The organism is Stenotrophomonas sp. 610A2, assembly GCF_030549615.1.
Taxonomy (GTDB): domain Bacteria; phylum Pseudomonadota; class Gammaproteobacteria; order Xanthomonadales; family Xanthomonadaceae; genus Stenotrophomonas; species Stenotrophomonas pigmentata.
Genome location: NZ_CP130832.1, coordinates 3,001,247 through 3,022,424 on the forward strand (window position 1 = coordinate 3,001,247; position 21,178 = coordinate 3,022,424).

Annotated in this window: 19 protein-coding genes; 13 read left to right on the plus strand and 6 right to left on the minus strand. The window is 64.2% G+C overall.

The window, feature by feature from the left end; translation table 11 throughout:
• Positions 1 to 485 precede the first annotated feature (485 nt).
• The 4 genes from Q5Z11_RS13500 (at position 486) to Q5Z11_RS13515 (ending at position 5,103) form a co-directional block, all read left to right on the plus strand.
• Positions 486 to 2,720 (plus strand): TonB-dependent siderophore receptor, encoded by a 2,235-nt coding sequence (locus Q5Z11_RS13500; RefSeq protein WP_303746881.1) that lies wholly within the window; start codon positions 486 to 488, stop codon positions 2,718 to 2,720.
• Between the two features lie 108 nt (positions 2,721 to 2,828).
• Positions 2,829 to 3,155 carry a DUF3649 domain-containing protein gene (locus tag Q5Z11_RS13505; RefSeq protein WP_303746882.1) on the plus strand — a complete coding sequence of 109 codons (327 nt, stop codon included), beginning with the start codon at positions 2,829 to 2,831 and terminating at the stop codon, positions 3,153 to 3,155.
• Positions 3,152 to 4,774, plus strand: coding sequence for a PepSY-associated TM helix domain-containing protein (locus tag Q5Z11_RS13510; protein WP_303746883.1), 1,623 nt, complete (start codon positions 3,152 to 3,154; stop codon positions 4,772 to 4,774). Before Q5Z11_RS13505 ends, Q5Z11_RS13510 begins: the two co-directional genes overlap by 4 nt.
• On the plus strand, positions 4,771 to 5,103 hold the full coding sequence (locus Q5Z11_RS13515; RefSeq protein WP_303746884.1) for a DUF3325 domain-containing protein: 333 nt from the start codon (positions 4,771 to 4,773) through the stop codon (positions 5,101 to 5,103). Before Q5Z11_RS13510 ends, Q5Z11_RS13515 begins: the two co-directional genes overlap by 4 nt.
• A gap of 333 nt (positions 5,104 to 5,436) precedes the next feature.
• Here Q5Z11_RS13515 and rlmKL read toward each other — a convergent pair whose 3' ends face one another.
• Both rlmKL and Q5Z11_RS13525 read right to left on the minus strand, forming a co-directional pair.
• Positions 5,437 to 7,575 (minus strand): bifunctional 23S rRNA (guanine(2069)-N(7))-methyltransferase RlmK/23S rRNA (guanine(2445)-N(2))-methyltransferase RlmL, encoded by a 2,139-nt coding sequence (gene rlmKL / locus Q5Z11_RS13520; RefSeq protein WP_303746885.1) that lies wholly within the window; start codon positions 7,573 to 7,575, stop codon positions 5,437 to 5,439.
• Positions 7,576 to 7,707: 132 nt separating this feature from the next.
• Entirely contained in the window at positions 7,708 to 8,235 is a 528-nt protein-coding gene (locus Q5Z11_RS13525) for a YqiA/YcfP family alpha/beta fold hydrolase (protein ID WP_303746886.1), read from the minus strand.
• 51 nt (positions 8,236 to 8,286) lie between these two features.
• On the opposite strand from Q5Z11_RS13525, the gene Q5Z11_RS13530 reads away from it, so the two are divergent.
• Entirely contained in the window at positions 8,287 to 8,850 is a 564-nt protein-coding gene (locus Q5Z11_RS13530) for an N-acetylmuramoyl-L-alanine amidase (RefSeq protein ID WP_303746887.1), read from the plus strand.
• A gap of 16 nt (positions 8,851 to 8,866) precedes the next feature.
• On the opposite strand, the gene Q5Z11_RS13535 is transcribed toward Q5Z11_RS13530, so the two are convergent.
• From Q5Z11_RS13535 to Q5Z11_RS13545, 3 genes are read right to left on the minus strand one after another with little or no spacing between them, the layout of a single operon-like run.
• Positions 8,867 to 9,820, minus strand: coding sequence for a DUF1684 domain-containing protein (locus Q5Z11_RS13535; protein ID WP_405051699.1), 954 nt, complete (start codon positions 9,818 to 9,820; stop codon positions 8,867 to 8,869).
• Positions 9,821 to 9,854: 34 nt separating this feature from the next.
• Positions 9,855 to 10,757, minus strand: coding sequence for a sulfurtransferase (locus Q5Z11_RS13540; protein ID WP_303746889.1), 903 nt, complete (start codon positions 10,755 to 10,757; stop codon positions 9,855 to 9,857).
• Positions 10,754 to 11,557 carry an NUDIX hydrolase gene (locus Q5Z11_RS13545; protein WP_405051700.1) on the minus strand — a complete coding sequence of 268 codons (804 nt, stop codon included), beginning with the start codon at positions 11,555 to 11,557 and terminating at the stop codon, positions 10,754 to 10,756. The genes Q5Z11_RS13540 and Q5Z11_RS13545 overlap by 4 nt, the downstream gene beginning before the upstream one ends.
• Positions 11,558 to 11,904: 347 nt before the next feature.
• Here Q5Z11_RS13545 and Q5Z11_RS13550 point away from each other — a divergent pair, with 347 nt between their 5' ends.
• Entirely contained in the window at positions 11,905 to 12,336 is a 432-nt protein-coding gene (locus tag Q5Z11_RS13550; protein ID WP_303746891.1) for a post-PEP-CTERM-1 domain-containing protein, read from the plus strand.
• The gene (locus Q5Z11_RS13555) at positions 12,333 to 14,021 is read left to right on the plus strand and encodes a PA domain-containing protein (RefSeq protein ID WP_303746892.1); all 1,689 of its coding nucleotides are present in this window, start codon (positions 12,333 to 12,335) and stop codon (positions 14,019 to 14,021) included. Before Q5Z11_RS13550 ends, Q5Z11_RS13555 begins: the two co-directional genes overlap by 4 nt.
• Positions 14,022 to 14,389: 368 nt before the next feature.
• On the opposite strand, the gene Q5Z11_RS13560 is transcribed toward Q5Z11_RS13555, so the two are convergent.
• Positions 14,390 to 15,091: an FKBP-type peptidyl-prolyl cis-trans isomerase N-terminal domain-containing protein gene (locus tag Q5Z11_RS13560; protein WP_303746893.1), complete on the minus strand. Its 702-nt coding sequence runs from the start codon at positions 15,089 to 15,091 to the stop codon at positions 14,390 to 14,392.
• Between the two features lie 169 nt (positions 15,092 to 15,260).
• On the opposite strand from Q5Z11_RS13560, the gene Q5Z11_RS13565 reads away from it, so the two are divergent.
• The 6 genes from Q5Z11_RS13565 (at position 15,261) to pstS (ending at position 20,744) form a co-directional block, all read left to right on the plus strand.
• Complete coding sequence (locus Q5Z11_RS13565) at positions 15,261 to 16,043, plus strand: enoyl-CoA hydratase/isomerase family protein (protein ID WP_303746894.1); 783 nt, start codon at positions 15,261 to 15,263, stop codon at positions 16,041 to 16,043.
• A 7-nt stretch (positions 16,044 to 16,050) separates the two neighbouring features.
• Positions 16,051 to 16,410 carry a hypothetical protein gene (locus Q5Z11_RS13570; protein WP_303746895.1) on the plus strand — a complete coding sequence of 120 codons (360 nt, stop codon included), beginning with the start codon at positions 16,051 to 16,053 and terminating at the stop codon, positions 16,408 to 16,410.
• Between the two features lie 137 nt (positions 16,411 to 16,547).
• Positions 16,548 to 17,189: an endonuclease III gene (gene nth / locus Q5Z11_RS13575; protein ID WP_303750044.1), complete on the plus strand. Its 642-nt coding sequence runs from the start codon at positions 16,548 to 16,550 to the stop codon at positions 17,187 to 17,189.
• Positions 17,190 to 17,358: 169 nt separating this feature from the next.
• On the plus strand, positions 17,359 to 18,567 hold the full coding sequence (locus tag Q5Z11_RS13580; protein WP_303746896.1) for an OprO/OprP family phosphate-selective porin: 1,209 nt from the start codon (positions 17,359 to 17,361) through the stop codon (positions 18,565 to 18,567).
• 262 nt (positions 18,568 to 18,829) lie between these two features.
• Complete coding sequence (locus Q5Z11_RS13585) at positions 18,830 to 19,609, plus strand: PA3715 family protein (protein WP_303746897.1); 780 nt, start codon at positions 18,830 to 18,832, stop codon at positions 19,607 to 19,609.
• A gap of 115 nt (positions 19,610 to 19,724) precedes the next feature.
• Entirely contained in the window at positions 19,725 to 20,744 is a 1,020-nt protein-coding gene (gene pstS / locus Q5Z11_RS13590) for a phosphate ABC transporter substrate-binding protein PstS (RefSeq protein WP_303746898.1), read from the plus strand.
• Positions 20,745 to 21,178 lie beyond the last annotated feature (434 nt).

A 21,178-nucleotide genomic window follows, 5' to 3' on the forward strand; every position in this document is an offset into this window, starting at 1 on the left:
TCCTGCAATCCGCACAAGCCAAGCGCATTTCCGGATCGCAAGCGAAGCAGTGATTTGACTGCACACGAGCTTCGCGGCTTACGCCGCTCCTACAAATACTCTAGGACCGGCTTTCAAAGCACTTTCCACGATACCCAGCACCATCCATGGATGGCATCAAGAGAGCAGTTTCTTTGCGGAAACATCGCACCGCAGAAAGTTCAACAGTTTCAAAAGACAATTTAGCTTGCCCTCACAAATAAGAATGGTTATCGTTACGAACTAGGCCGTACGCCCAGCCCCTCGCGGCAGCGATGCACAGCATCCACCCGCCAAGCCCCGTGTACCCCGATAGATACCAAGCCGCGCGACGCCAATGAGCGGACGCGCTGCGCATGCGGGCAGCACGCGGGAAACCTCTTCCGGCACCTCACACGCCAGTCGTGTGGCGGCGCCGTGGGCACTCCTCTGTTGGTCGCACCACTTTCGCCACTCAGGAAACGCCGATGCATCGCCCCCGTGCAACCACTCCGCTTTCGCTTTCACTGCTATCGACCGCCCTGGCCGTCGCTCTTGCTGGCAATCCCGCTGCTGCGCGCGCAGAAGCACCGGCCGACAACGCAACCACGCTGGATGCAGTGAAGGTCGTCGCCGAAGGCGAGCTGCCCAACTCCTATACCGTCAAGCACGCCAGCACGGCGACCAAGCTGGACCTGTCGCTGCGCCAGACGCCGCAGTCGGTGACGGTCATCACCCGCCAGCGCCTGGACGACATGGGCCTGTTCTCGCTGTCCGACGTGATGGGCCAGGTCACCGGCGTGCATGTCTCGGTCACCGACAGCGAGCGCATCAACTATGTCTCGCGCGGCTACAACATCACCAATTTCCAGGTCGATGGCATGCTCAACACGTTCGGCGGGTCGATCAAGACCAATACCGACAACGTGATCTATGAGCGCATCGAAGTGGTCCGCGGCGCCACTGGCCTGACCACCGGCGCAGGCGATCCGTCCGGCACCATCAGCTTCGTGCGCAAGCGCCCCACCGACACCGTGCAGATGGGCGCCAACCTCACGCTCGGCCGTTGGAGCAACCAGCGCATGGAGTTCGACATCGGCGGCCCGGTGGCCTGGGACGGCCGCATCCGCGCCCGCGCGGTCGCCGCCAAGCAACAGAGCGATTCTTTCCGCGATGTCTACAAGCTCGACAAGAACGTGTTCTACGGCATCATCCAGGCTGACGTCACCGACAGCACCCTGCTTGAGCTCGGCTACGAGTACCAGTCGCCAGAGACTTCCGGCGTGACCTGGGGCGTAGTGCCTTACTGGGGTGTGGATGGCAAGCCGGCCAACCTGCCGCGCTCGACCAACATGTCAGCCTCGTGGAGCCAGTGGCCCATCGTCGAGAAGACCAGCTTTGCCCGCATCGAGCAGCAGCTCGGCGCCGGTTGGGCATTGAAGGGCAGCTTCACCCACGCCGATCGTGAGACCGATGGCAGCGTCTGGTACGGCGCCAATGGCTTCCCGCGCCCGGATGGCACCGGCGTCACCGCCTACCTGTCGCATTTCGCTGAACAGAGCACCATGGATGTGTTCGACGTGAACGTCGGCGGCAACTTCAAGCTGTTCGGCCGCGAGCACGAGCTGGTGTTCGGCGTAGGCGAGTCCTTGCGCAAGGGCGAGTACCCGTCCATCACCATCCCCGACTATCCCGACGACTACGCGCGGGTGCCGGACTGGCGCAACTGGACCGGCAACATCCCGGAACTGCCGATCGTGCGCAACGGCTACCTGGGTTCGGAAGACGAGTTGAAGCAGCGCGCTGCCTATGTCGCCGCCCGCCTGCAGTTGGCCGACCCACTGCTCGCCGTCGCCGGTGCCCGCTACAGCACCTGGGAAACCAAGACCTGGCGTTATACCTACGACACCGCCGGCAACCGCACCGGTACCACCCGCACGGGTTACAAGCCGGAGAACACGCTTACCCCGTACCTCGGCCTGATCTACGACATCAACAAGTACTTCAGCGCCTACGCCAGCTATACCGACATCTTCCAGCCGCAGAACTACCGCGACAAGAACAACAGCTACCTGGAGCCGGTGGTCGGCGACATGTGGGAAGCCGGCTTCAAGGCTGAATTCTTCGATGGCCTGCTCAACACCTCGGCCGCTGTGTTCAAGGGCGTCAAGGACAACGTCGCCGAACTGGACGACAGCGTGCCGGTGAACTCGCTGCCCGATGGTTCCAGCGCCTACCGTTCCACCGGCAAGGGCAACAAGGTCAAGGGTTGGGAAGTGGAAGCACAGGGCAGCCTGGGCGAGCACTGGAATCTGTCGGCCGGCTTTGCCCATACCACCACCTACAGCCAGGCAGGCGTTCGCCAGAACACCACCACCCCGGTGGACACGTTCCGCCTCAACACCAGCTGGCGTCCGGGCGGTGCCGAAGGTCGCTTCTGGCTTGGCGGCGGTGCCACATGGCAGAGCGAGATCTGGCGCAACAGCAGCAAGCCCGCGGCCGACTACCTGACCAGTGGCCGCACCGTAAGTGCGCGCATCACCCAGGACTCGTTCTACCTGCTGAACCTGTCGGCGGGCTACCGCTTCAACGAGAACTTCAGCGCCCAGCTCAACGTCAACAACCTGCTGGACAAGGAGTACTTCAGCAACGTGGGCTTCTACAACGGCGTGTACTGGGGTGAGCCGCGCAATGTGCTGCTGACCCTGCGCTGGAAGCTCTAATCCCTCCAGGGAACCACTGCCAGGCAGTGGCGGCCAGGGACGGCCGACTTATTCCACGCCACCGGCCTTGCCGGTGGCGTCCGTATTGATCCGACTTTGCAGGTTCCTGTGGACAGCACGCCTCTCGCCAGCCCCTGGTACACCCGTCTTGGCAGTTTCTTCGCACGCCCCAGGCTGGGCGTGTTGTCGCGCTCGCTTGCCGCCATCGTCGGCGGCTATGCGCTGGCCGCCACTTGCTCGATGTTCTTCGCCGTGGCCTTGCCCATCGCCCGCAGCCAGGCCGTACTGACCGGCATGCTGGTCGCCATCGTGCTGTGCGCCTGCGCCGCATTGTGGGCATTCGCTACCCGCAGCGCGCTGCGTGCCTGGGTCGGCATCCTGATCCCAACCGCGCTGTTCTGGCTGGGTACGCAGTGGCTCGGAGGTGCAGCATGAAGAACGGATTCCGCCAATCGATGGCGTGGCTGCACACCTGGACCGGCTTGCTGGTCGGTTGGTTGCTGTTGCTGATCTTCATGGCTGGCACCGCCAGCTATTACCGCGAGGAGATCAGCCGCTGGATGCGGCCCGAGCTGCCACGCAGCACGGTCAGTGCCGACGATGCCGCTGGCCGCGCGCTCAGCTTCCTGCAGCACAAGGCGCCGCAGGCCGAGAGCTGGAGTGTCACCCTTCCCGATGCCCGCAACCCGGCGATGCGCATGTTCTGGCGCAATCCGGAATCGATGGTCAAACCGCCAGTCGAGGGCGAGAAGCGTCGCCGTCGTGGCGGGGGGCGCTTTGGTGACGCCACCGTCGATCCCAATACCGGCAACGAAGTCACCGCACGCGAAACCCGCGGTGGTGATTTCTTCTACCGCCTGCACTTCGACCTGCATTACATCCCGGTGATATGGGCCCGCTACATCGTTGGCTTCTGCGCGATGTTCATGCTGGTGGCGATCATCACCGGTGTGATCACCCACAAGAAGATCTTCAAGGACTTCTTCACCTTCCGCCCGCAGAAAGGCCTGCGTTCGTGGTTGGATTTCCATAACGTCAGCGCAGTGATGGCCTTGCCGTACCACGCCATGATCACCTACACCGGCATCGTTACCTTGATGTTCCTGTACTTGCCATGGGGCGTGAAATCGGCCTATCCGAACGACGAGGACGCCTTCTTCAGTGAAGCCTTCGCACGCATGGCCGAAGTTGAATCACCGGGCCAAGGCACGGCGGTTCCCGTGCCGATCCAGCAACTGATGGACAGCGCGCGCAAACAGTGGAACGGCGCCGATATCGCAGGCTTCACCGTGTACCGCCCCGGCGCTGCCAATGCGGTGGTCGACATCCAGCAACGCGATGGAAAGCGCCTGTCGATAGATACGCCGTCGCTGCGCTATGACGCAGTCAGCGGCCAGTTGTTGGAAGCCAGTCCTGGTGCCGGTGGTGCAACGCAGACGCGCGGCGTGATGTATGGCCTGCACCTGGCGCGCTTCGCCGATTGGGGACTGCGTGCCCTGTTCTTCCTGTCCGGATTGATCGGCTGCCTGATGGTGGCCAGCGGCGTTGTGCTGTGGGCGGTGAAGGAGCGGCCCAAGCACGCCAAGTCCGGCAAGACCGGCTTCGGCCTGCGCCTGGTCGATGCCTTGAACATTGGTGCGGTCGCCGGCCTGCCGATCGCCTTCGCCGCGTATTTCTGGGGGAATCGATTGTTGCCGGTGCAGCTGGCCGAGCGCAGCGACGCCGAGATCAAGGTGTTCTTCTATGCATGGGCCGCATCACTGCTGGCCGCCTTCATCTGGCCCAAGCGGATGATGTGGGCATGGCAGCTGTATGTCGGCGCGGCGTTGTTCGCGCTGCTTCCGGTGGTCAATGCCTTCACCACACAGGCGCATCTTGGCGCGACCATTGCATCAGGTGACTGGGTATTGGCGAGCTTCGACCTGACCATGGTCGCCTTCGGCGCAATGTTGGCGTACTGCGGTTGGCGCATGCAGCACTGGCAGCCACCGTTGAGCGCTGCCGAGAAAAAACGCAGGCAACAGGCCGCAGTCGCGGCGGAGGCAAGCGCATGATGCTGCTTGCCCTGGGTTTGTCGTTCGCTGCGTTCGCCGCCTTGTCGTTGGCGATGGAGAAGCACCAGCTGGAGCTGCACGGCAAGGCCGCCGCCAGCACCGCGCGCATGCGGTTGTGGCGTTGGCTGGGTTGGAGCCTGCTGACGGTTGCGTTCGCGCTGTGCGTCTGGCGACACGGCTGGGCGTTGGGGCCGGTGTGGTGGCTGGGTGCAATGACGGTCGCCGGCCTGCTGCTGGCGTTTGGCCTGTATCCCTATCGCCCCCGCTGGATCGCGCCATTGGCGTGGGCGTTGCCGGTAGTGGGGCTTGCAGCAGCAACCCTGCTGTAGAGCCGAGCCATGCTCGGCTGGGGCGTTACCGGGATCGCTTTTTGTAGTGCCGAGCCATGCTCGGCTGGGGACTTACCGGGCAGCGCAAAAAGCACCCCTCCCCAGCCCTCCCCTTGGCCTGCGGCCAAAGGGAGGGGAGCACGGTAGTGCCGAGCCGTGCTCGGCTGGGGTGTTACCTGTAGTGCCGAGCCATGCTTGGCATGGGGTGTTACCTGTAGTGCCGAGCCATGCTCGGCATGGGCTTCACCGGTAAGGCCTCTGCCGAGCATGGCTCAGCACTACGGGTGAAGCCTCTGCCGAGTATGGCTCGGCACTACGGTGAGGCCGCCGGTGTTAGACCCGGCGCAGTTCCCAGGCGCGGTGGATACGGGCGTTGCGCTCGAAATCCGGGCCGATGGTCTGTGCGGAAATCTCGCGGCAGATCGCAAACTCGGCAACCGCGTTCTCGTCCAGCTTGAAGCGACGGAAGTTGTTGGAGAAATACAGCACGCCGTCGGACGTCAGGCGATCCATCGCTGCACGCAGCAGGCGCACGTGCTCGCGCTGGATATCAAAGTCCTCGGCGCGTGCCGAGTTGGAGAACGTCGGCGGATCGCAGAAGATCACGTCGTAACGGTTCTTCTCCGCCTCCAGCCAGGTCATCGCGTCGCCCTGCACCAAGGTGTGCTGGCTGCCGCCCTTGCCGTTCAACGCGAGGTTGTCGGCACACCACTGCAGGTAGGTACCGGACAGATCCACGCTGGTGGTCGAGGATGCACCAGCAACGGCGGCTTCGACGCTGGCCACGCCGGTGTAGCAGAACAGGTTGAGGAAACGCTTGCCGCGTGCTTCCTGCGCCATGTGCGTACGCAGCGGGCGGTGGTCGAGGAACAGACCAGTATCCAGGTAATCGAACAGATTCACGCGCAGCAGCGCGTTGTTCTCGCGCACCAGGATGAACTCGCCGCGCTGCTCGAAGCGACCGTACTTGCTGCCGCCCTTGCCACGCTCGCGCGACTTCAGCGCTACCTGCTCGGCCGGCACCTGGAACACTTCGCGGGCAGCATTCAGCAGCTCGTTGCGACGGCGGCGCACATCCACATCCGGAATGGTGGCCGGCGCCGCGTATTCCTGCACGTGCAGGAAGGTGCGGTTCTTGCCACCATCTTCGCGGTATACGTCGATGGCCGCAGCATATTCCGGCAGATCGGCGTCGTAGGCGCGGAAGCAGGTGATGCCTTCGCGGTTCAGCCAGTTCTTGAACTTCTTCAGGTTCTTGCGCAGGCGGTTGGCCACCATCTGCGCGCCTTCGCTGAGCTCGCGCGGCTGGCCGGCGTTCTCACGCTCAGGCACCGCAATCGGATCACAGACGATCAGCGCACATTCGATGGCGCCATTGAACATCTGGTACTTCTTGGCCGCGCGCAGCCCGGTGGCGAATGCCAGATCGGCGCTGCCGCACAGCAGGCTTGCGCGCCAGGTCGGCACCGCCCGCTTGAGTGCATCACCAATACGGCGGTACAGCACGGTATCGGCAGCCAGACGCTCGTCGTAGGGCGGGTTGCAGACCACGCAACCGGTCTCCTGCGGCGGCACCTGCACGTCGGCGACGTCACGTACGCCGAACCAGATGGCTTCGCTGACACCAGCCACTTCGGCATTTTCCTTGGCCGCACGGATTGCCTGCGGATCGATATCGCTGCCGTGGATGACCTGCTTGAGCGCAGCGCGACCGGCCTGCTCACGCTCGCGCGCTTCGGCCATCAGCTCCTTCCACTGCGCCTGGTCGAAACCGCGCCAGCGGCTCGGCGGGATGCTGCCATGACGCTGCAGGCCCGGCGCCACGTCGGCGGCCATCAAGGCGCCTTCGATCAGCAAGGTGCCGCTGCCGCACATCGGGTCGAGCAGACCACCGCCTTCGGCGTGGATCTTCGGCCAGTTGGCGCGCAGCAGCACGGCGGCAGCCAGGTTTTCCTTCAGCGGCGCGTCGTTCTGCGCCATGCGCCAGCCGCGACGGTGCATCGGGCCACCGCCGAGGTCGATCGAGATCGTCGCCCTGCCCTTGCGCAGCGACAGATTGATGCGCACGTCCGGGAATTCAACATTGACCGACGGCCGCTCCATGCCCTGGTCACGCAGGCTGTCGACCACGCCGTCCTTGACCCGCTGCGCGGCGAACCGTGCATGGGTGATGGCGGTGCCGGACACATGTGCGTCCACCGACAAGGTCAGCTCCGGGGTGATGTGCTGGTCCCACGGCATCGCCGCAACACCTTGGTACAGCGAATTCTCGTCCGGGCACTCGAATTCCTGCAGCGGCCACAGCACGCGGCTGGCCAGGCGCGACCACAGCACCACGCGCTGCGCATCGCGCAGTTCGCCCTCGGCATTGACGCCGGAAATGGTGGCGGTCGCCCGCGGCAGGCCCATCGCCAGCAGTTCGTCGGCGAGCAGATATTCAAGGCCTTTGGCGCAGGAAACAAAGAAATTCACGGGAGATATCAACTTTCAGAAAGGGAATCAGGCCAGCCAGACGGGCGGGCACGGTGACCGGCCCCGGGGCATCCAGGGGCCCTATTGTAGGCAGTTGCCCGCCGCGCCGTCGGTTTCAGCCGGCAGCCGCGTTCACAAACCGCGCAGCAAGGCCTCAAAGGCCTGGCAGGAAGCGTCCACATGCCGCATCAGGCGGTGGCCGTCGTTGACCAGCAGCAGCCGCGCTTTGCGCTCGGCGGCCCAGGCGATGACATCGGCAGCCGGGATCAGCTCGTCGTTCCAGGCGTGGACCACGCTGATCGGCACCGCGGCGGCATCCAGCGCCGGCATCGGCCCCATCGTGGTCGGCGGCACCATCAGGAACAGCCCGGCTACCGGCACCTGCAGCGAGGTGATCGCCGAGATATAGGCGCCCAGGCTGGACCCGGCCAGCACCAGCGGGCCCTGCCCGGCCTTTTCGGCTGCCCGCTCGATCAGCCGCTGCAGCCGTGCCGCCACATCGCCAACCCGGCTGATCTCGCTTCTGGCATCCAGATCGGTGTAGTCGGGACGTTCGTGGCTCCAGCCCAGGCGTTCGGCCACATCGGCCAGCGCGGTGACCTTGGTGGCGTCCGGGCCGCTCTCGAAGCCGTGCGACAGAATGCAATGGCCGCGGCTCATGGCTGGCGGCAAGTCATGGGGGAATTCATGCGTGAATGCTAGCATCCACGCATGCACCTGCCGCCCCCCATCATTGCCAAGCCACTGCCATACGAACACCAGTTGGCGCAGCGCAAGCTCGCCGATATCGACCTGGTGGTGATCCACTGCACCGAGTTGCCGGACCTGGCCACGGCGCGCGAATACGGTGAACGTGCGCTCTACGACAACGGCAGCGGCAACAGCGGCCATTACTACATCGACCGCGACGGCAGCATCCAGCAATACATCGCACTGGACCGCGTCGCCCACCACGTGCGCGGCATCAACCCGCGCTCGATCGGCATCGAGCTGGTCAACCGTGGGCGCTGGCCGAACTGGTTCGACTCCAACAACCAGATCATGAGCGAGTCCTACCCCGAGGCGCAGATCGCCGCGCTGGTACGCCTGCTGGAATGGCTGCCGCAAGCGGTGCCCTCACTGCGCCATATCGCCGGTCATGAACAGTTGGATACCGCACTTGAGCCGGCCAGCGATGACCCCAGCCTCAGCGTGCAACGCAAGCTCGATCCGGGCCCGATGTTCCCTTGGGAATTGGTGCTGCGCGCCATCGACCTGCAACGCATGCCGGACTGAGCGTTCCTGCACCCGCCTATTGCGGCAGGTACTGGAACTTCTCGCCCGCCGTTACCGCAAGGTCGAGTCGATTGATGGCCGGCGCAATCGGGCACACCACATGCGGCGTGAAGGCGCAGGGCGGGTTTTCGGCGCGATTGAAATCCAGCTGCACCACGCCGTCCTTGGGCAGCCCGGCATACAGGTAACGCGCGCCACCATAGGTTTCTCGGCCGCTGGTGCGGTCGGAGAACAGGAAGAACAGCCGCTGTGATTCCGGTGCCCCCTCATCCAGCACTGGCTGCAGCCGGTAACTGCGCCCATCAATCTCGAACACCGCCTCGCCTGGCACCATGGCTGGCAATGGTGTGCCAATCGAGGTCAGCAGCACTGCCTGCTTGGGTGCCGGGAATGGATTCCATTTGGCACGGATGTTCCATTCCGGGCCCACCGGGAAGTGCTCGATCGCGGTGAATGCCAAGCGCCGTGGCGATTGCGGGTCACGGTAGCGCCAGCCAAGGATGCTGCCCGTGCGCACCAGATAGAACTCGGACTGACCAACCTGCACGCGGCTGGCCTCATTGACATGGGCAACACCGGCAATCAATTCCGCCCGCTGCAGGGGCTGACCATTCAGCATCGCGCCTGCTCGGGTGCTCGCATCGATGCTGGCCTGGCCATCCTTGCCCACCTGCAGGAAACCCAGCTCGGCGGGACCGGCAGGCAAGACAATGTCGTTTGCGGCCGCGCTGCCCACCCGGTACGCACCGGCCTTGAGTCGGCCCGAACCGGTGTAGCTGAGCCAACCATCGGGCGAGCGCAGACTGGCCAAACGCTGTGCGCGCCACTGCTCGACGTCGCGCAGGTATTGGCGATCAGCAGCCGCGGACACACCACTGCCTGGCGCATCGCATGCACCAACAGCTACCGCCAACAGCGCTACGCCCAGCCATTTCAATAAATGCACGCTTCCCCCGAAGCCGCCTTCCATCAGCACCGTGCCCAATGCACGATGCCTTCATCACTCAGCCTGTCGCGACCGGTCGCCGCTCATCACTGGACCAGCCACTCCAGGAATCACTGAACACACGCAACCCTGGCAGCCCTGCGTGTGCAAATGCCAATGCCAGATGACAGGCCGTCACGCCCGACCCGCACATCACCGCCACCTGCCCGGGCGACTGCCCACCAAGAAGCGGCAGCAGCTCGGCGTGCAGCTCCTGCGCAGGCCGGAACCGGCCTTCATGCAAGTTCATGCCGAACGGCCGGTTCAGCGCACCTGGCACATGCCCGGCAACCCGATCCAGCGGTTCAACCTCGCCGCGGTAGCGCTCAGCGGCGCGCGCATCCAGCAGCCACGCGGGGTTCTGCAACAGACGCGACTGCACTTCGTCGGCACTGACCACCTGGGCCATATCAAACTGGCCCGGGTACGCTGGCAACGGTGTCGTATCCACCGAGCCCGCCTCCAGTGCATGGCCGGCCGCCTGCCAGGCAGCCAAGCCGCCATCCAGCACGGCAACCTTCTGGTGCCCAATCAGGCGCAGCAGCCACCACAAGCGCGCAGCCGCCATGCTGCCGTCGGCCGCGTCGTACACCACCACCTGCGTATCCGCGTCAATTCCCCAGCGGCCCAGTGTCGCGGCAAACGCCGCGCTGTCCGGCAATGGATGGCGACCATGCCCCTGCTTGCGCATGTCCGACAGGTCCCGCTCCAGGTCGGCATGCACCGCACCTGGAATATGCCCTGCGGCATGCTGCGCCGCACCAGCACTTTTATCGGCCAGCGAGAAACGCGCATCCATCACCCGCAGCGCGGTGCTCGCGGTTGCGCGCGCATCAACCACGCGCATCTGCGGCAGCGCCAAAGCTGCTGCGAGTGCGTCGACATCGACCAAGGTGGTCCACGAAACCCCGTTCTGGCTCATGCCACCTGCTCCAATCGTCGACGAAGGTTGTAAAGGATGGCTGCGGTCGCGCCCCAGATGCGCTGCCCCGGCCAGCTGTATTCCATGACATGGCGGACACGCCCGCCGTGTTCGATCTCGACCTGGCGCAGGTTGGCCGGGTCCATCAGGTAGTCCAGCGGCACTTCGAACACCTCGGCCACCTCACCTGGCTCGGGCCGCGCGATGAAGGCCGGGTCCACCACCGCGACCACCGGCGTCACCCGGAAGCCGGTGATGGTGATGAACGGGTCCAGATAGCCCAACGCCAGCACCTGGCTGCGCGCCAGTGCGATTTCCTCGTCGCTCTCGCGCAAGGCCGCCGCCAGCGGGTTGCGATCAATGGTCTCGATACGCCCACCCGGGAAACCAACCTGGCCACCATGGTTGCGCAGCGCTTCCGTACGCCGGGTAAGGATCACCTGCGTACCCTGCGCACGCGGCACCAGTCCAGCCAGCACCGCAGCCTCCACCGGTGGCCCGGGCGGCAACAGATCTTCCAGCTCGGAACGGTTCCAGCCCACGCCGGTCGGGGTCTGGGTCAAAGGCATCAAGGCCTGCTGCAGTCGCTCACGGCCCAACAGTTGATCAGCAAACGCCACCGCCTGCCGTGCGCGCCGTGGCAGTTCCTGTTCCATCACCCGCCGCCGCTCGTCCTCGCTCATGCGCATCCACCCGCCAATCTCGGTGCCGCTCCGCCAGCAACCACGGCAATAGCCCTGCTCATCAAGCGCGCAGATGCCAATGCAGGGGCTGGAGATGACACGAGCAGGTGCATCCATCAATTCAGACATCAGGCTAGCGTAGCGCGACCCGAACCCCGTGGACCAGCGCCCAGGCGTTGATAACGCTGGTTTTGCCTTGCCACGCTGGCAATGTTGCCGCTGTCAGCGCCCCCAATTCAGCCGCGCCATCAAACCGTCGCTCAAATTTATTTTGTGATGACAATCAAATTGTGGTTGAGCGTAGGTTCAGACAAGGGCACACTCCAGATGCCGACAGGGGGCATACGAACCATCAGATGCGCGGGACGCGCGATCGATCAGCATGGCTGTTCGACACCTGCCTCGCCTGCATGCGGATGGAGCCTTATCGCTTTTCACTCTGTAAGCGGAGCCCGGAAATGAGAATGGCAAAACCCTGCTTGTTGTTATCGGCGCTGGCACTTTCCGCCAGCCTTTCAGTACAGGCCCATGAGCCGCCAACGGACGGCAACCCAAGTACCCCTACCGAAAGCGGCATGGTTGCCGGCATCGATGCCAAGACCGGCAAGCTGCGCAAACTCACGGATACGGAGATCCGCGAACTCTCCGACAAAGCCAACGCCATGCCGTCGGCAAGCCGCAGCGCCACAGGGACCAACGCCGCCTGGGCCCGCATTCCGCAGACCGGCACCGATGCCGCCAAGACCATCCGCGTACAGAGCAACGGCATGAGCACCGCCGACCTGCCGCTGTCCGCGTTGAGTTCATTGAGCGTCGAGCGCGATGCCAACGGTGAAGTACAGATTCTGGAGAACGGCGCACCGCTTTCGCATGGTCGACAGGAGGTGTCCGAATGAAGACGCTGCTGCTTTCCGCCGTCATCGGCAGCGCCCTGCTCGGCGCATCGGCCAACGCCGCCATCATCACCCCGATCAACCAGGATCCCGCAGGCAAGGGCCTCAACGACACCACCGTGCGTGCGCCTGAAGGCGGCAACCCGGGCAAGACAGTCGGTGAACAACGCCGCATCGTCTATCAATTCGCCGCCGATCTATGGGGCGCGGTGCTGCAGAGCGATGTGGAGACCTTCGTCGGCGCCAGCTTCCAGGACCTGACCTGTACCGCGACCGGCGGCACCCTCGGCTCGGCCGGTGCCTCCTGGATCGCAACCACGCCACCCACCGCCACCGAGCTCGGCATGATGTACCACGCCCCGCTCGCCAACGCCCTCAACGGCAGCCGCATCACCATCAGCAGCTCGGGCACCGATATCACCAGCCGCTTCAACGCCAACCTGGGTGGCAGCAACCCGGACGGCACGCCATGCATGACCGGCTCGGGCTGGTACTACGGCCTGGATGGCAAGGCCCCCGCCAACCTGATCAGCTTCCTCGACGTGGTGATGCATGAGATCGGCCACGGCCTGGGCTTCTCCGGCTTCGTCGGCTACACCACCGGTCGGCTGGGCGAGCGCGCCGGCATTCCGCAGTATTACGGGTACTCGGACGTCTATACCGAGAACGCGTTCGACAACCTGTCCGGTAAGCGCTTCACCGAGCCCACGATGACCAACGCGCTACGCGCAACGTCGGTCAAGACCCGCGGCGCTCCGGCATGGAACGGCGCAACCACCAAGGCGCAGACACCGCTTTGGCTTGATCCTGCGGTGGTGCTTTCGGTGAACGGCAGCGGCCTGGTCACCCAGTTCTACGGCACGGCATCGTTTGGCCCGCCGGCCACCCCGGCCAACTTCGCTGGCGCTGTTGTCATCGCCAACGATGGCGCCGGTGCCGACACCGCCGACGGCTGCGAAGCGATTCCCGCCGGCAGCCTCAGCGGCAAGGTTGCCTACGTCAATCGCGGCGGCTGCGCGTTCGAGATCAAGGCAGCCAATGCACAGGCGGCAGGCGCGGTCGCAGCGATCATCGGCAACGTCGCCAGTTCCGGCGATCCGGGCACCGCGCCGGGCATGGCCGAAGACGCCAGCGTCAATGCAACCATCCCAACGCTTAGCGTCAACCTCACCGATGCCAATCAGATCAAGGCAGCGGCACAGGCGGGCACGGCGTTGACCGCAAGCCTGGGCCAGGTAGCCGGCCGCTATGCCGGTGCCGATGCCAGCGGGCGTCCGCTGCTGTATGCACCGGCCATCGTTGCCAGCGGCTCTACCTTCTCGCACTTCGAGAGCGTGCTGGTACCCGACGCGTTGATGGAACCGGCCAACAGCCCCAACACCGACGCGGGCCGCATGGTCGACCTGACCTTGGCGGTATTCGTCGACCAGGGCTGGGACTTGAACGCTGGCACGGCGCGCATCGGCACCTGCGATACCGGCGTGAAACTGTTCAAGAACCCGGGCTTGATCGCCGGTGCCAATGTGCAGGCCCAGGATCGCCTGTGCCGCACCACCGCCAACGGCAACCGTGCGCTCTACCTGCGTTGCATGAACGACACCGCTGCCTCGCTGAAGGCCGTCAACCTGATCAGTACCGTGGAGCAGGCTGGCATTCGCACGTGTGCGGCCAAGGTGACGTCGCCGTAAATTCCTTCGAGCGGAGATCGCCGGTGGTGCCGAGCCATGCTCGGCGGAGGCCTCACCAGCCACACCAGCAGCTCGTCCGGAATCAGCACTGCGTTGTGAACAAAGAGCCGGTGCCGTGATGGCGCCGGCTCTTCATTTGTCTCGCACAGCGCTGGTAGCCACTGCCGCCCTGCAACCCGCTTGCGATGATCGGCCGCTGCGGCCTTATCCAGTAACACACCTGCACTGGGCTGATCGTTGATCAAGCACAACTGCCGGTGTCGCAGGTAACGCCTCTGCCGAGCATGGCTCGGCTCTGCATGCGCTTGCAGACAAAAAGAAAGCGCCGGTGTTGCCACCGGCGCTTTTACTGCATCACTGAAGCGCTATTACTTGACGCTGACCAGCTTGATTTCGAACTGCACAGCCACGTTCGGCGGGAACGGGGTACGCGGATCGGCACCGTAGGCCTTTTCCGGCGGCAGGGTCACTTCCCACTTGGCGCCCGACGGCATCTGCAGCAGGGTTTCGCGCATGGCGGCCATCTCGACTTCGCTCAGCTTGATCGACGGAATCGACTGTGCCGGGCGAGCTTCGGTCGGACGCTGGCCGTACGGGAACGGACCGGCAACTTCCAGGGCAACGGTGCTGGCCTGGGTCGGCTTGGCACCGGCACCGGCTTCGATCACGCGGTACTGCACGCCGCTGGCCAGGGTCTGCACGCCGGCCTTGGCCTTGTTGGCGGCAATGAACTGGTCACTGCGGGTCTTGTTTTCAGCAGCAGCCTTGTCGTACTCGGCCTTGGCGGCCTGGGCGCGGCCCTGCTCACGGCGCTGGAATGCTTCAACGGCCGGCTTCAGCTGATCGGCGGTGATGGCCGGCTGCTTCTTGGCGTAGGCATCCTGCAGACCCTTCACCACCGAAGCGATGTCCAGCTGCTCGCCACGACCGGTGAGCTCAGCCAGGTTATTGCCGTAGTCATAGCCGAAGTAATAGCTCAGCTTGCCCTTTTCGGACGCGATGTCCTGGGCGAAAGCAGTGCCGGTGACGGCCAGGGCGGCCACGGCGACCGCGATAGAACGCAACTTCATCAAACAGTTCTCCAGGAATGGTGTCTCAGGGCAAGCATGCCGCCTGAGGCGACGGGTTAGGATAGCCGTCACAAAGGCTGTCCGCCACTGACGACGCTCAGCTATGACCATCGCCGATTGAAAGAGTTCCTTTCATTACTTTTTCTTAACGTTTTGAGGCTTTCACCCCATGTCCGATTCACCGGTTTCGATCAGCACCCACGCAGGCGTCCGCACCATCACCGTGCAGCGCCCGGAAAAGCTCAACGCCCTCAACCGGCTGACCCTGGAAACCCTGGATGCCGCCTTCGCCGAGGCAGCACTGGCCGAGGATGTAAGGGTTGTGGTCCTGACGGGCGCGGGTAGCAAAGCCTTCGTTGCCGGAGCGGACATCGCCGAAATGAATACCTTGACCCCGGTTCAGGGCCGCGATTTTTCGCTGGTCGGACAGCGCCTGATGCGCCGGATCGAGCGCCTGAACAAGCCGGTCATCGCAATGGTGAACGGTTTCGCACTGGGCGGCGGCATGGAACTGGCCATGGCCTGCCACCTGCGCATTGCCGCCGACAGCGCCAAGGTCGGCCAGCCGGAAATCAACCTGGGCCTGCTGCCCGGCTTCGGCGGCACCCAGCGCCTGCTGCGCCTGGGCGGCCGCGCGGCCGCGCTGGAGCTGTGCCTGCTCGGCACCCCGATCAGCGCTGAGCGCGCCCAGCAGCTGGGCCTGGTCACCCGCGTGGTGCCGGCCGCGGAGCTGGAAGCAGAGACCAACAAGCTGGCCGAACAGTTGGCCAATGCCGCGCCGCTGGCCCTGCGCGGCATCCTCGATGCGATCAACGTGGGCGGTGAGTGCGGTATCGAAGAAGGACTGGAGTACGAGAGCGCCCAGTTCGGTCTGGTGTTCTCCACCGACGACATGCGCGAAGGTACCAGCGCCTTCCTGGAACGCCGCAAGCCGGAATTCAAGAATCGCTGAGTTGTCCATGTCCACGGCAAACGCCACACCCCGAGAATTACTGCAATTCGTACTGGATGATGATCTGGATGCGGCACTGCGCGCCGGGCTGATGGAGTACCAACCACAGCCCGGTGACACGTTGTTGGATCCCGCGCACCCTGACCTGCCGCAACTACTGAAGCAGGCGCAGCAGCAGCTGGATGCCGCCTGGGCCGCACGTGAGCGCCATCGAGCCCGTGCCGCACGGCTTGAACGTCGTGATGCCGAGCGCCAGGCGCGTCGTGCGCCGCCGCCGGTAGCGGACAGCAAGCCCGCCCTGCCCTCCGCAGCGGCGGCAATCCTGGCCCGGGCCAAGGCGCGGGCAGCAGGAAATTCCGCAACATGAAGTCAGTAGCTGTGAAGAGAACGACGGTAAGCACGGCAGCCGCGAAAAAAATCGGCGCTAAGAAAATCGCGGTGAAAACCGCCGTGGCAAAGAAAGCTGCAACGCCAAAGACCAGTTCGGCGCGCGGCAGCAAGCGCATGAATGCCGCCGAAGTGAGGGAGATGTTCACGCGTCTGCGCGAACTCAATCCGCATCCGACCACCGAGCTTGAGTACAGCACGCCGTTCGAGCTGCTGGTGGCAGTTACCTTGTCGGCACAGGCCACCGATGTGGGCGTCAACAAGGCGACACGCAAGCTGTTCCCGGTAGCAAACACCGCGCAGGCCATTCTTGCCCTCGGCGAGGATGGACTGAAGCCTTACATCGCCACCATCGGCCTGTTCAACGCCAAGGCCAAGAACGTGATTGCCGCCTGCGCGATCCTGGTCGAAAAGTACGGCGGCGAAGTACCGGCCGAGCGTGCTGCGCTGGAAGCCCTGCCTGGCGTCGGCCGCAAGACCGCCAATGTGGTGCTCAACACTGCGTTCGGCCAGCCTACGATGGCAGTGGACACGCATATCTTCCGCGTCTCCAACCGCACCGGGCTGGCCCCGGGCAAGGACGTGCGCGTGGTCGAGGATGGCCTGGTAAAGGTGATTCCGCAGGAGTTCCTGCAGGACGCGCACCACTGGCTGATCCTGCACGGGCGCTATGTCTGCAAGGCGCGTAAACCCGATTGCCCGCAGTGCGTGATCCGCGACCTCTGCCACTTCAAGGACAAGACCGCCGACGCTGCATGAGCGTCGGCGGCTGCCATCTGCACGACACTTTCCCGTAACAGCGACTGGGCCAAATACGCAGGCCCTTGTGCCGCAGGGCCAAAGCTGGTCGCCGAACTGTCACATTTACGCAATCTTTACGCCCTAGCCTTCGCAGCAACCTCCAACCGCCTGCAAGGCTACCCACCCAATGAAACTGCATCGCCAACTCCTCACTGCGGCCGTGGCTGCTGCACTGTTCGCGCCGGCTGCACACGCTGAAGTCGCCATCGACGTTATTGGCGGTTCCGAAATCACGTTTGAAGGCCTGGTCCAGGCTGACGGCAATTGGTTCAGCAACGACAAGGCCGACTTGAACGGCGTCGCCAAGAACGGCAAGGACAGCGAGTTCGAACTGCGCCGCGCCGAGCTGGTGCTGAAGGGCAAGGGCCCGGGCAACATCGAGTGGGTGGTCGGTTACGACGCCAAGGCCGACAAGTTCCTGGACACCAACGTCAAGTACAAGCTGGGCGGCAACAGCAACCACTTCCTGCAGGCCGGCCAGTACAAGCAGCCGAACAGCCTGGAAGAACTGTCCAGCACCAAGAACAACGACTTCATCTCCAAGGCCACTGTCACCAACACCTACGCAGTTGCCCGCCGCCTCGGCGTTGGCTACGGCGTTGGCGATGCCAACTGGTCGGTCACCGCTTCGGCCTTCGGCCGCGAGCTGACCCGTGACCTGGCCCATGGCAGCGGCTACGGCGTACGCGGCACCTTCGCCCCGATCAACGAGAAGGGCAACATCCTGCACCTGGGCCTGAGCTACGTCGATTACGACACCGACGCCGATCTGCTGCGCCTGCGCGCCCGTCCGAACGCCGACCTTGCCACCGTGCGCCTGGTCGACAGTGGCGACCTGAAGGACACCGACCGCCTGAGCACCATCGGTGCCGAAGCCATGTACGTGCGCGGCCCGTTCAAGGCCCAGGGCGAGTACTACAGCTCCAAGGCCAAGCGTTACGACCACGACAACTACAGCACCGACGGTTACTACATCAGCGGCGTGTGGAACGTCACCGGTGAGACCTGGGGCTACAAGGGCGGCACCCCGAGCCTGGGCCTGCCGGATGAACCGGGTCGTGGCATGTGGCAGCTGGGCGCACGCTTCGATCACATCGATCTCAACGACGGCGGCCTGAAGGCCCCGGCCGTGGTCGGCGGCACCCCGCTGGTGGACGGCGTACTGGGCGGCAAGATGGACATCTGGACCGTTGGCGCCAACTGGTACTGGCGTTCCAACTTCAAGGCATCGCTGAACTACGTGATGGTCGACAGCAACAAGTACTCCTCGTCGAGCAAGAAGTTCGTCAGCGACAAGCCGGACATCCTGGAAGCGCGCCTGCAGTTCTTCTGGTAAGCATCGGCTGCATGCAACACCACGAACGCCCCGCAAGGGGCGTTCGTCGTTGCAGCGGTTGTGATTTTGTAGGAGCGGCGTCAGCCGCGAGGCAAGCAAGGTCGGGGCCCAAGCAATCGCCGCAATCTGAAGGTCTGTCAGCTTCGCGGCTTACGCCGCTCCTACAACGGCGGGCGCCGCTGCGCTGGCTGAAGCTGTGTAAGCTTCGCAGCTTACGCAGCTCCCACAGCCAACTCCGGGGGCGCTCCAACCGGACGGACCCATGCGCCCCCCTCTGCTTCTCCTGCTGCTCTGCCTACCTTTCGCCAGCCTTGCCCAGGACTGTGGTGATGACGCCGCTGCGCGCATCACCCAGGCCTACCAACAGCGCGACACTGCCGCCCTGCCCGGCCGTTCCGGCTGGGGCATCGACAGCGAGCGCGGCGCTTGCCGGGTATGGCCGGCGGATACTTCGTTGACCTTGATCGCGGTGCCGTTCCTGGGCCCGGAGGGACCCAATGGGGACTCCCAGGAAGGCGACCTGGATGTACTGGTGGTCGACAGCGCCAGCCTGCGTCCACGCGCAGCACTCCGCCTGCCCGACGTGATGAGCAGCGATGCCATCCACGTCGACAGCGTTGGCCTGGATACCGCGCGCTACAACCTCTCGCCCAGCGTGCGCGCATTCGGCGTGCGCAGCTCACGCAGCAACTCCTCGCAACCCAACCCTTTCAGCGAAACCCGCCTGCAGCTGCTGGTGTTCAGCGGCAACCTACTGGAAGCAATTACCGGGCAGATCGTGGTGTCCAGCAGCGGCGGTGAGTGGGACACCCGCTGTGCCGGTGAATTCCATGAAACAAAGCGCACGTTGGAAGTTGGCCCCGCCCCGGCGCAAGGCTGGGCAACGCTGACAATCCGCCAACGCGGCAGTTCAACCGTGAACCACGAAGATGCCAAAGGTGACTGCGTGGAAGCCCGCGAAGAGCAGCCCGTACGCAGCTTCAAGCTGCTACCAAAGGGCCGCAGCTACCCGCTGCCCAGCGAGGTTGAAGCGGCATTCTGATCACATGCGTCACTGTCACATGTGCGTCATATGACAGACGCTGCACTGTCATCAAATGGTTATGGAATAGGCGCCGGGGCGGAAACCACCGCACATCAACTCCCAGGAGCCATTCGTGATCCACGCCATCAAATCGCGCGCCGCTGTAGCCATCCTTGCAGCGTCGTCCGTGTTCGCCGCCAATGCTGCCGATGTCACCGGCGCTGGCGCTTCCTTCATCTACCCGGTGATGTCCAAGTGGTCGGCTGATTACAGCGCCGCCACCAGCAACCGCGTCAACTACCAGTCGATCGGCTCGGGCGGCGGCATTGCCCAGATCAAGGCCAATACCGTCGACTTCGGCTCGTCCGATGCGCCGCTGAAGCCGGAAGAACTGGCCTCGGCTGGCCTGGTGCAGTTCCCGTCGGTGATCGGCGGCGTGGTGCCGGTGCTCAACGTGCCGGGCGTGGACGCCGGTGCGATGAAGCTGGACGGCCCGACCCTGGCCAACATCTTCCTCGGCAAGATCACCAAGTGGAATGACCCGGCCATCGCCGCGCTCAATGCCGGCCTGACCCTGCCGGACACCAAGATCACCGTCGTCCACCGTTCCGACGGTTCAGGCACCACCTTCAACTTCGTCAACTTCCTGTCCAAGGTCAACGCTGACTGGAAGACCACCGTCGGTGAAGGCACCAGCGTACAGTGGCCGGTCGGCATCGGCGGCAAGGGCAACGAAGGCGTGGCCGCTTACGTCAAGCAGATCCGCGGCTCGATCGGTTACGTCGAGTTCTCCTACGCCCTGCAGAACCGCCTGACCTTCTCGCGCATGAAGAATGCCGCCGGCAACTTCGTGCAGCCGCGTGACGAGACCTTCTCGGCCGCTGCCGCCAGCGCCGACTGGGCCAATGCACGTGATTTCTACCTGGTGATGACCAACGCCCCGGGCGAGCAGGCATGGCCGATCACCGCCACCAACTTCATCCTGATGCGCAAGCAGCCGAAGAGTGCTGAAGGCGCCAAGGCTGCGGTTGAGTACTTCCGCTGGATCTACGCCAACGGCGACGCCCAGGCCCGTCAGCTCGACTACGTGCCGCTGCCGGACCCGCTGGTCCGCCAGATCGAGACCTACTGGCAGCAGAACCTGCGTTACTGAGTAAAGAGCCGGCGAGTCCCTCTCCCTCGCCGTCTCAAGCGCGGATCAAGTGATCCGCGTTTTTTTTGTAGGAGCGGCGTCAGCCGCGAAGCCGGGTATTCCGAAGGCCCTGTAGAGCCGAGCCATGCTCGGCTGAAGCTCCACAAGGAAGGCTCCCTGCCGAGCATGGCTCGGCACTACGCTGGGGCTCTATCGGTAAAGCCCCCTGCCGAGCATGGCTCGGCACTACGCTGAGGCTCTATCGGTAAAGCCCCCTGCCGAGCATGGCCCGGCACTACAGGGGATTACCGGAAAGCCCTTCATCTGCGGGCGACATTCCCGCCTTCAGGCCCGGCATCCACCTAGCCGGCAGCCATTGATTCTGTGAGCTTTTTCAGATTTTTTTCACGATGTAATCAGGCTGTAACAAAAACATCATTTCATAGCCGCATCCG

Bases quoted from the DNA above. Each gene is read 5' to 3' on its own strand.
- Q5Z11_RS13555 (WP_303746892.1), top strand. From the start codon at position 12,333: ATGAAGACGCTGCTGCTTTCCGCCGTCATCGGCAGCGCCCTGCTCGGC.
- Q5Z11_RS13510 (WP_303746883.1), top strand. From the start codon at position 3,152: ATGAAGAACGGATTCCGCCAATCGATGGCGTGGCTGCACACCTGGACC.
- Q5Z11_RS13545 (WP_405051700.1), bottom strand. From the start codon at position 11,557: ATGGATGCACCTGCTCGTGTCATCTCCAGCCCCTGCATTGGCATCTGC.
- nth (WP_303750044.1), top strand. From the start codon at position 16,548: ATGAATGCCGCCGAAGTGAGGGAGATGTTCACGCGTCTGCGCGAACTC.
- Q5Z11_RS13500 (WP_303746881.1), top strand. From the start codon at position 486: ATGCATCGCCCCCGTGCAACCACTCCGCTTTCGCTTTCACTGCTATCG.
- Q5Z11_RS13570 (WP_303746895.1), top strand. From the start codon at position 16,051: ATGTCCACGGCAAACGCCACACCCCGAGAATTACTGCAATTCGTACTG.
- Q5Z11_RS13540 (WP_303746889.1), bottom strand. From the start codon at position 10,757: ATGAGCCAGAACGGGGTTTCGTGGACCACCTTGGTCGATGTCGACGCA.
- Q5Z11_RS13580 (WP_303746896.1), top strand. From the start codon at position 17,359: ATGAAACTGCATCGCCAACTCCTCACTGCGGCCGTGGCTGCTGCACTG.
- Q5Z11_RS13530 (WP_303746887.1), top strand. From the start codon at position 8,287: ATGCACCTGCCGCCCCCCATCATTGCCAAGCCACTGCCATACGAACAC.
- Q5Z11_RS13515 (WP_303746884.1), top strand. From the start codon at position 4,771: ATGATGCTGCTTGCCCTGGGTTTGTCGTTCGCTGCGTTCGCCGCCTTG.
- Q5Z11_RS13565 (WP_303746894.1), top strand. From the start codon at position 15,261: ATGTCCGATTCACCGGTTTCGATCAGCACCCACGCAGGCGTCCGCACC.
- Q5Z11_RS13560 (WP_303746893.1), bottom strand. From the start codon at position 15,091: ATGAAGTTGCGTTCTATCGCGGTCGCCGTGGCCGCCCTGGCCGTCACC.
- Q5Z11_RS13525 (WP_303746886.1), bottom strand. From the start codon at position 8,235: ATGAGCCGCGGCCATTGCATTCTGTCGCACGGCTTCGAGAGCGGCCCG.
- Q5Z11_RS13535 (WP_405051699.1), bottom strand. From the start codon at position 9,820: ATGGAAGGCGGCTTCGGGGGAAGCGTGCATTTATTGAAATGGCTGGGC.
- Q5Z11_RS13550 (WP_303746891.1), top strand. From the start codon at position 11,905: ATGGCAAAACCCTGCTTGTTGTTATCGGCGCTGGCACTTTCCGCCAGC.
- Q5Z11_RS13585 (WP_303746897.1), top strand. From the start codon at position 18,830: ATGCGCCCCCCTCTGCTTCTCCTGCTGCTCTGCCTACCTTTCGCCAGC.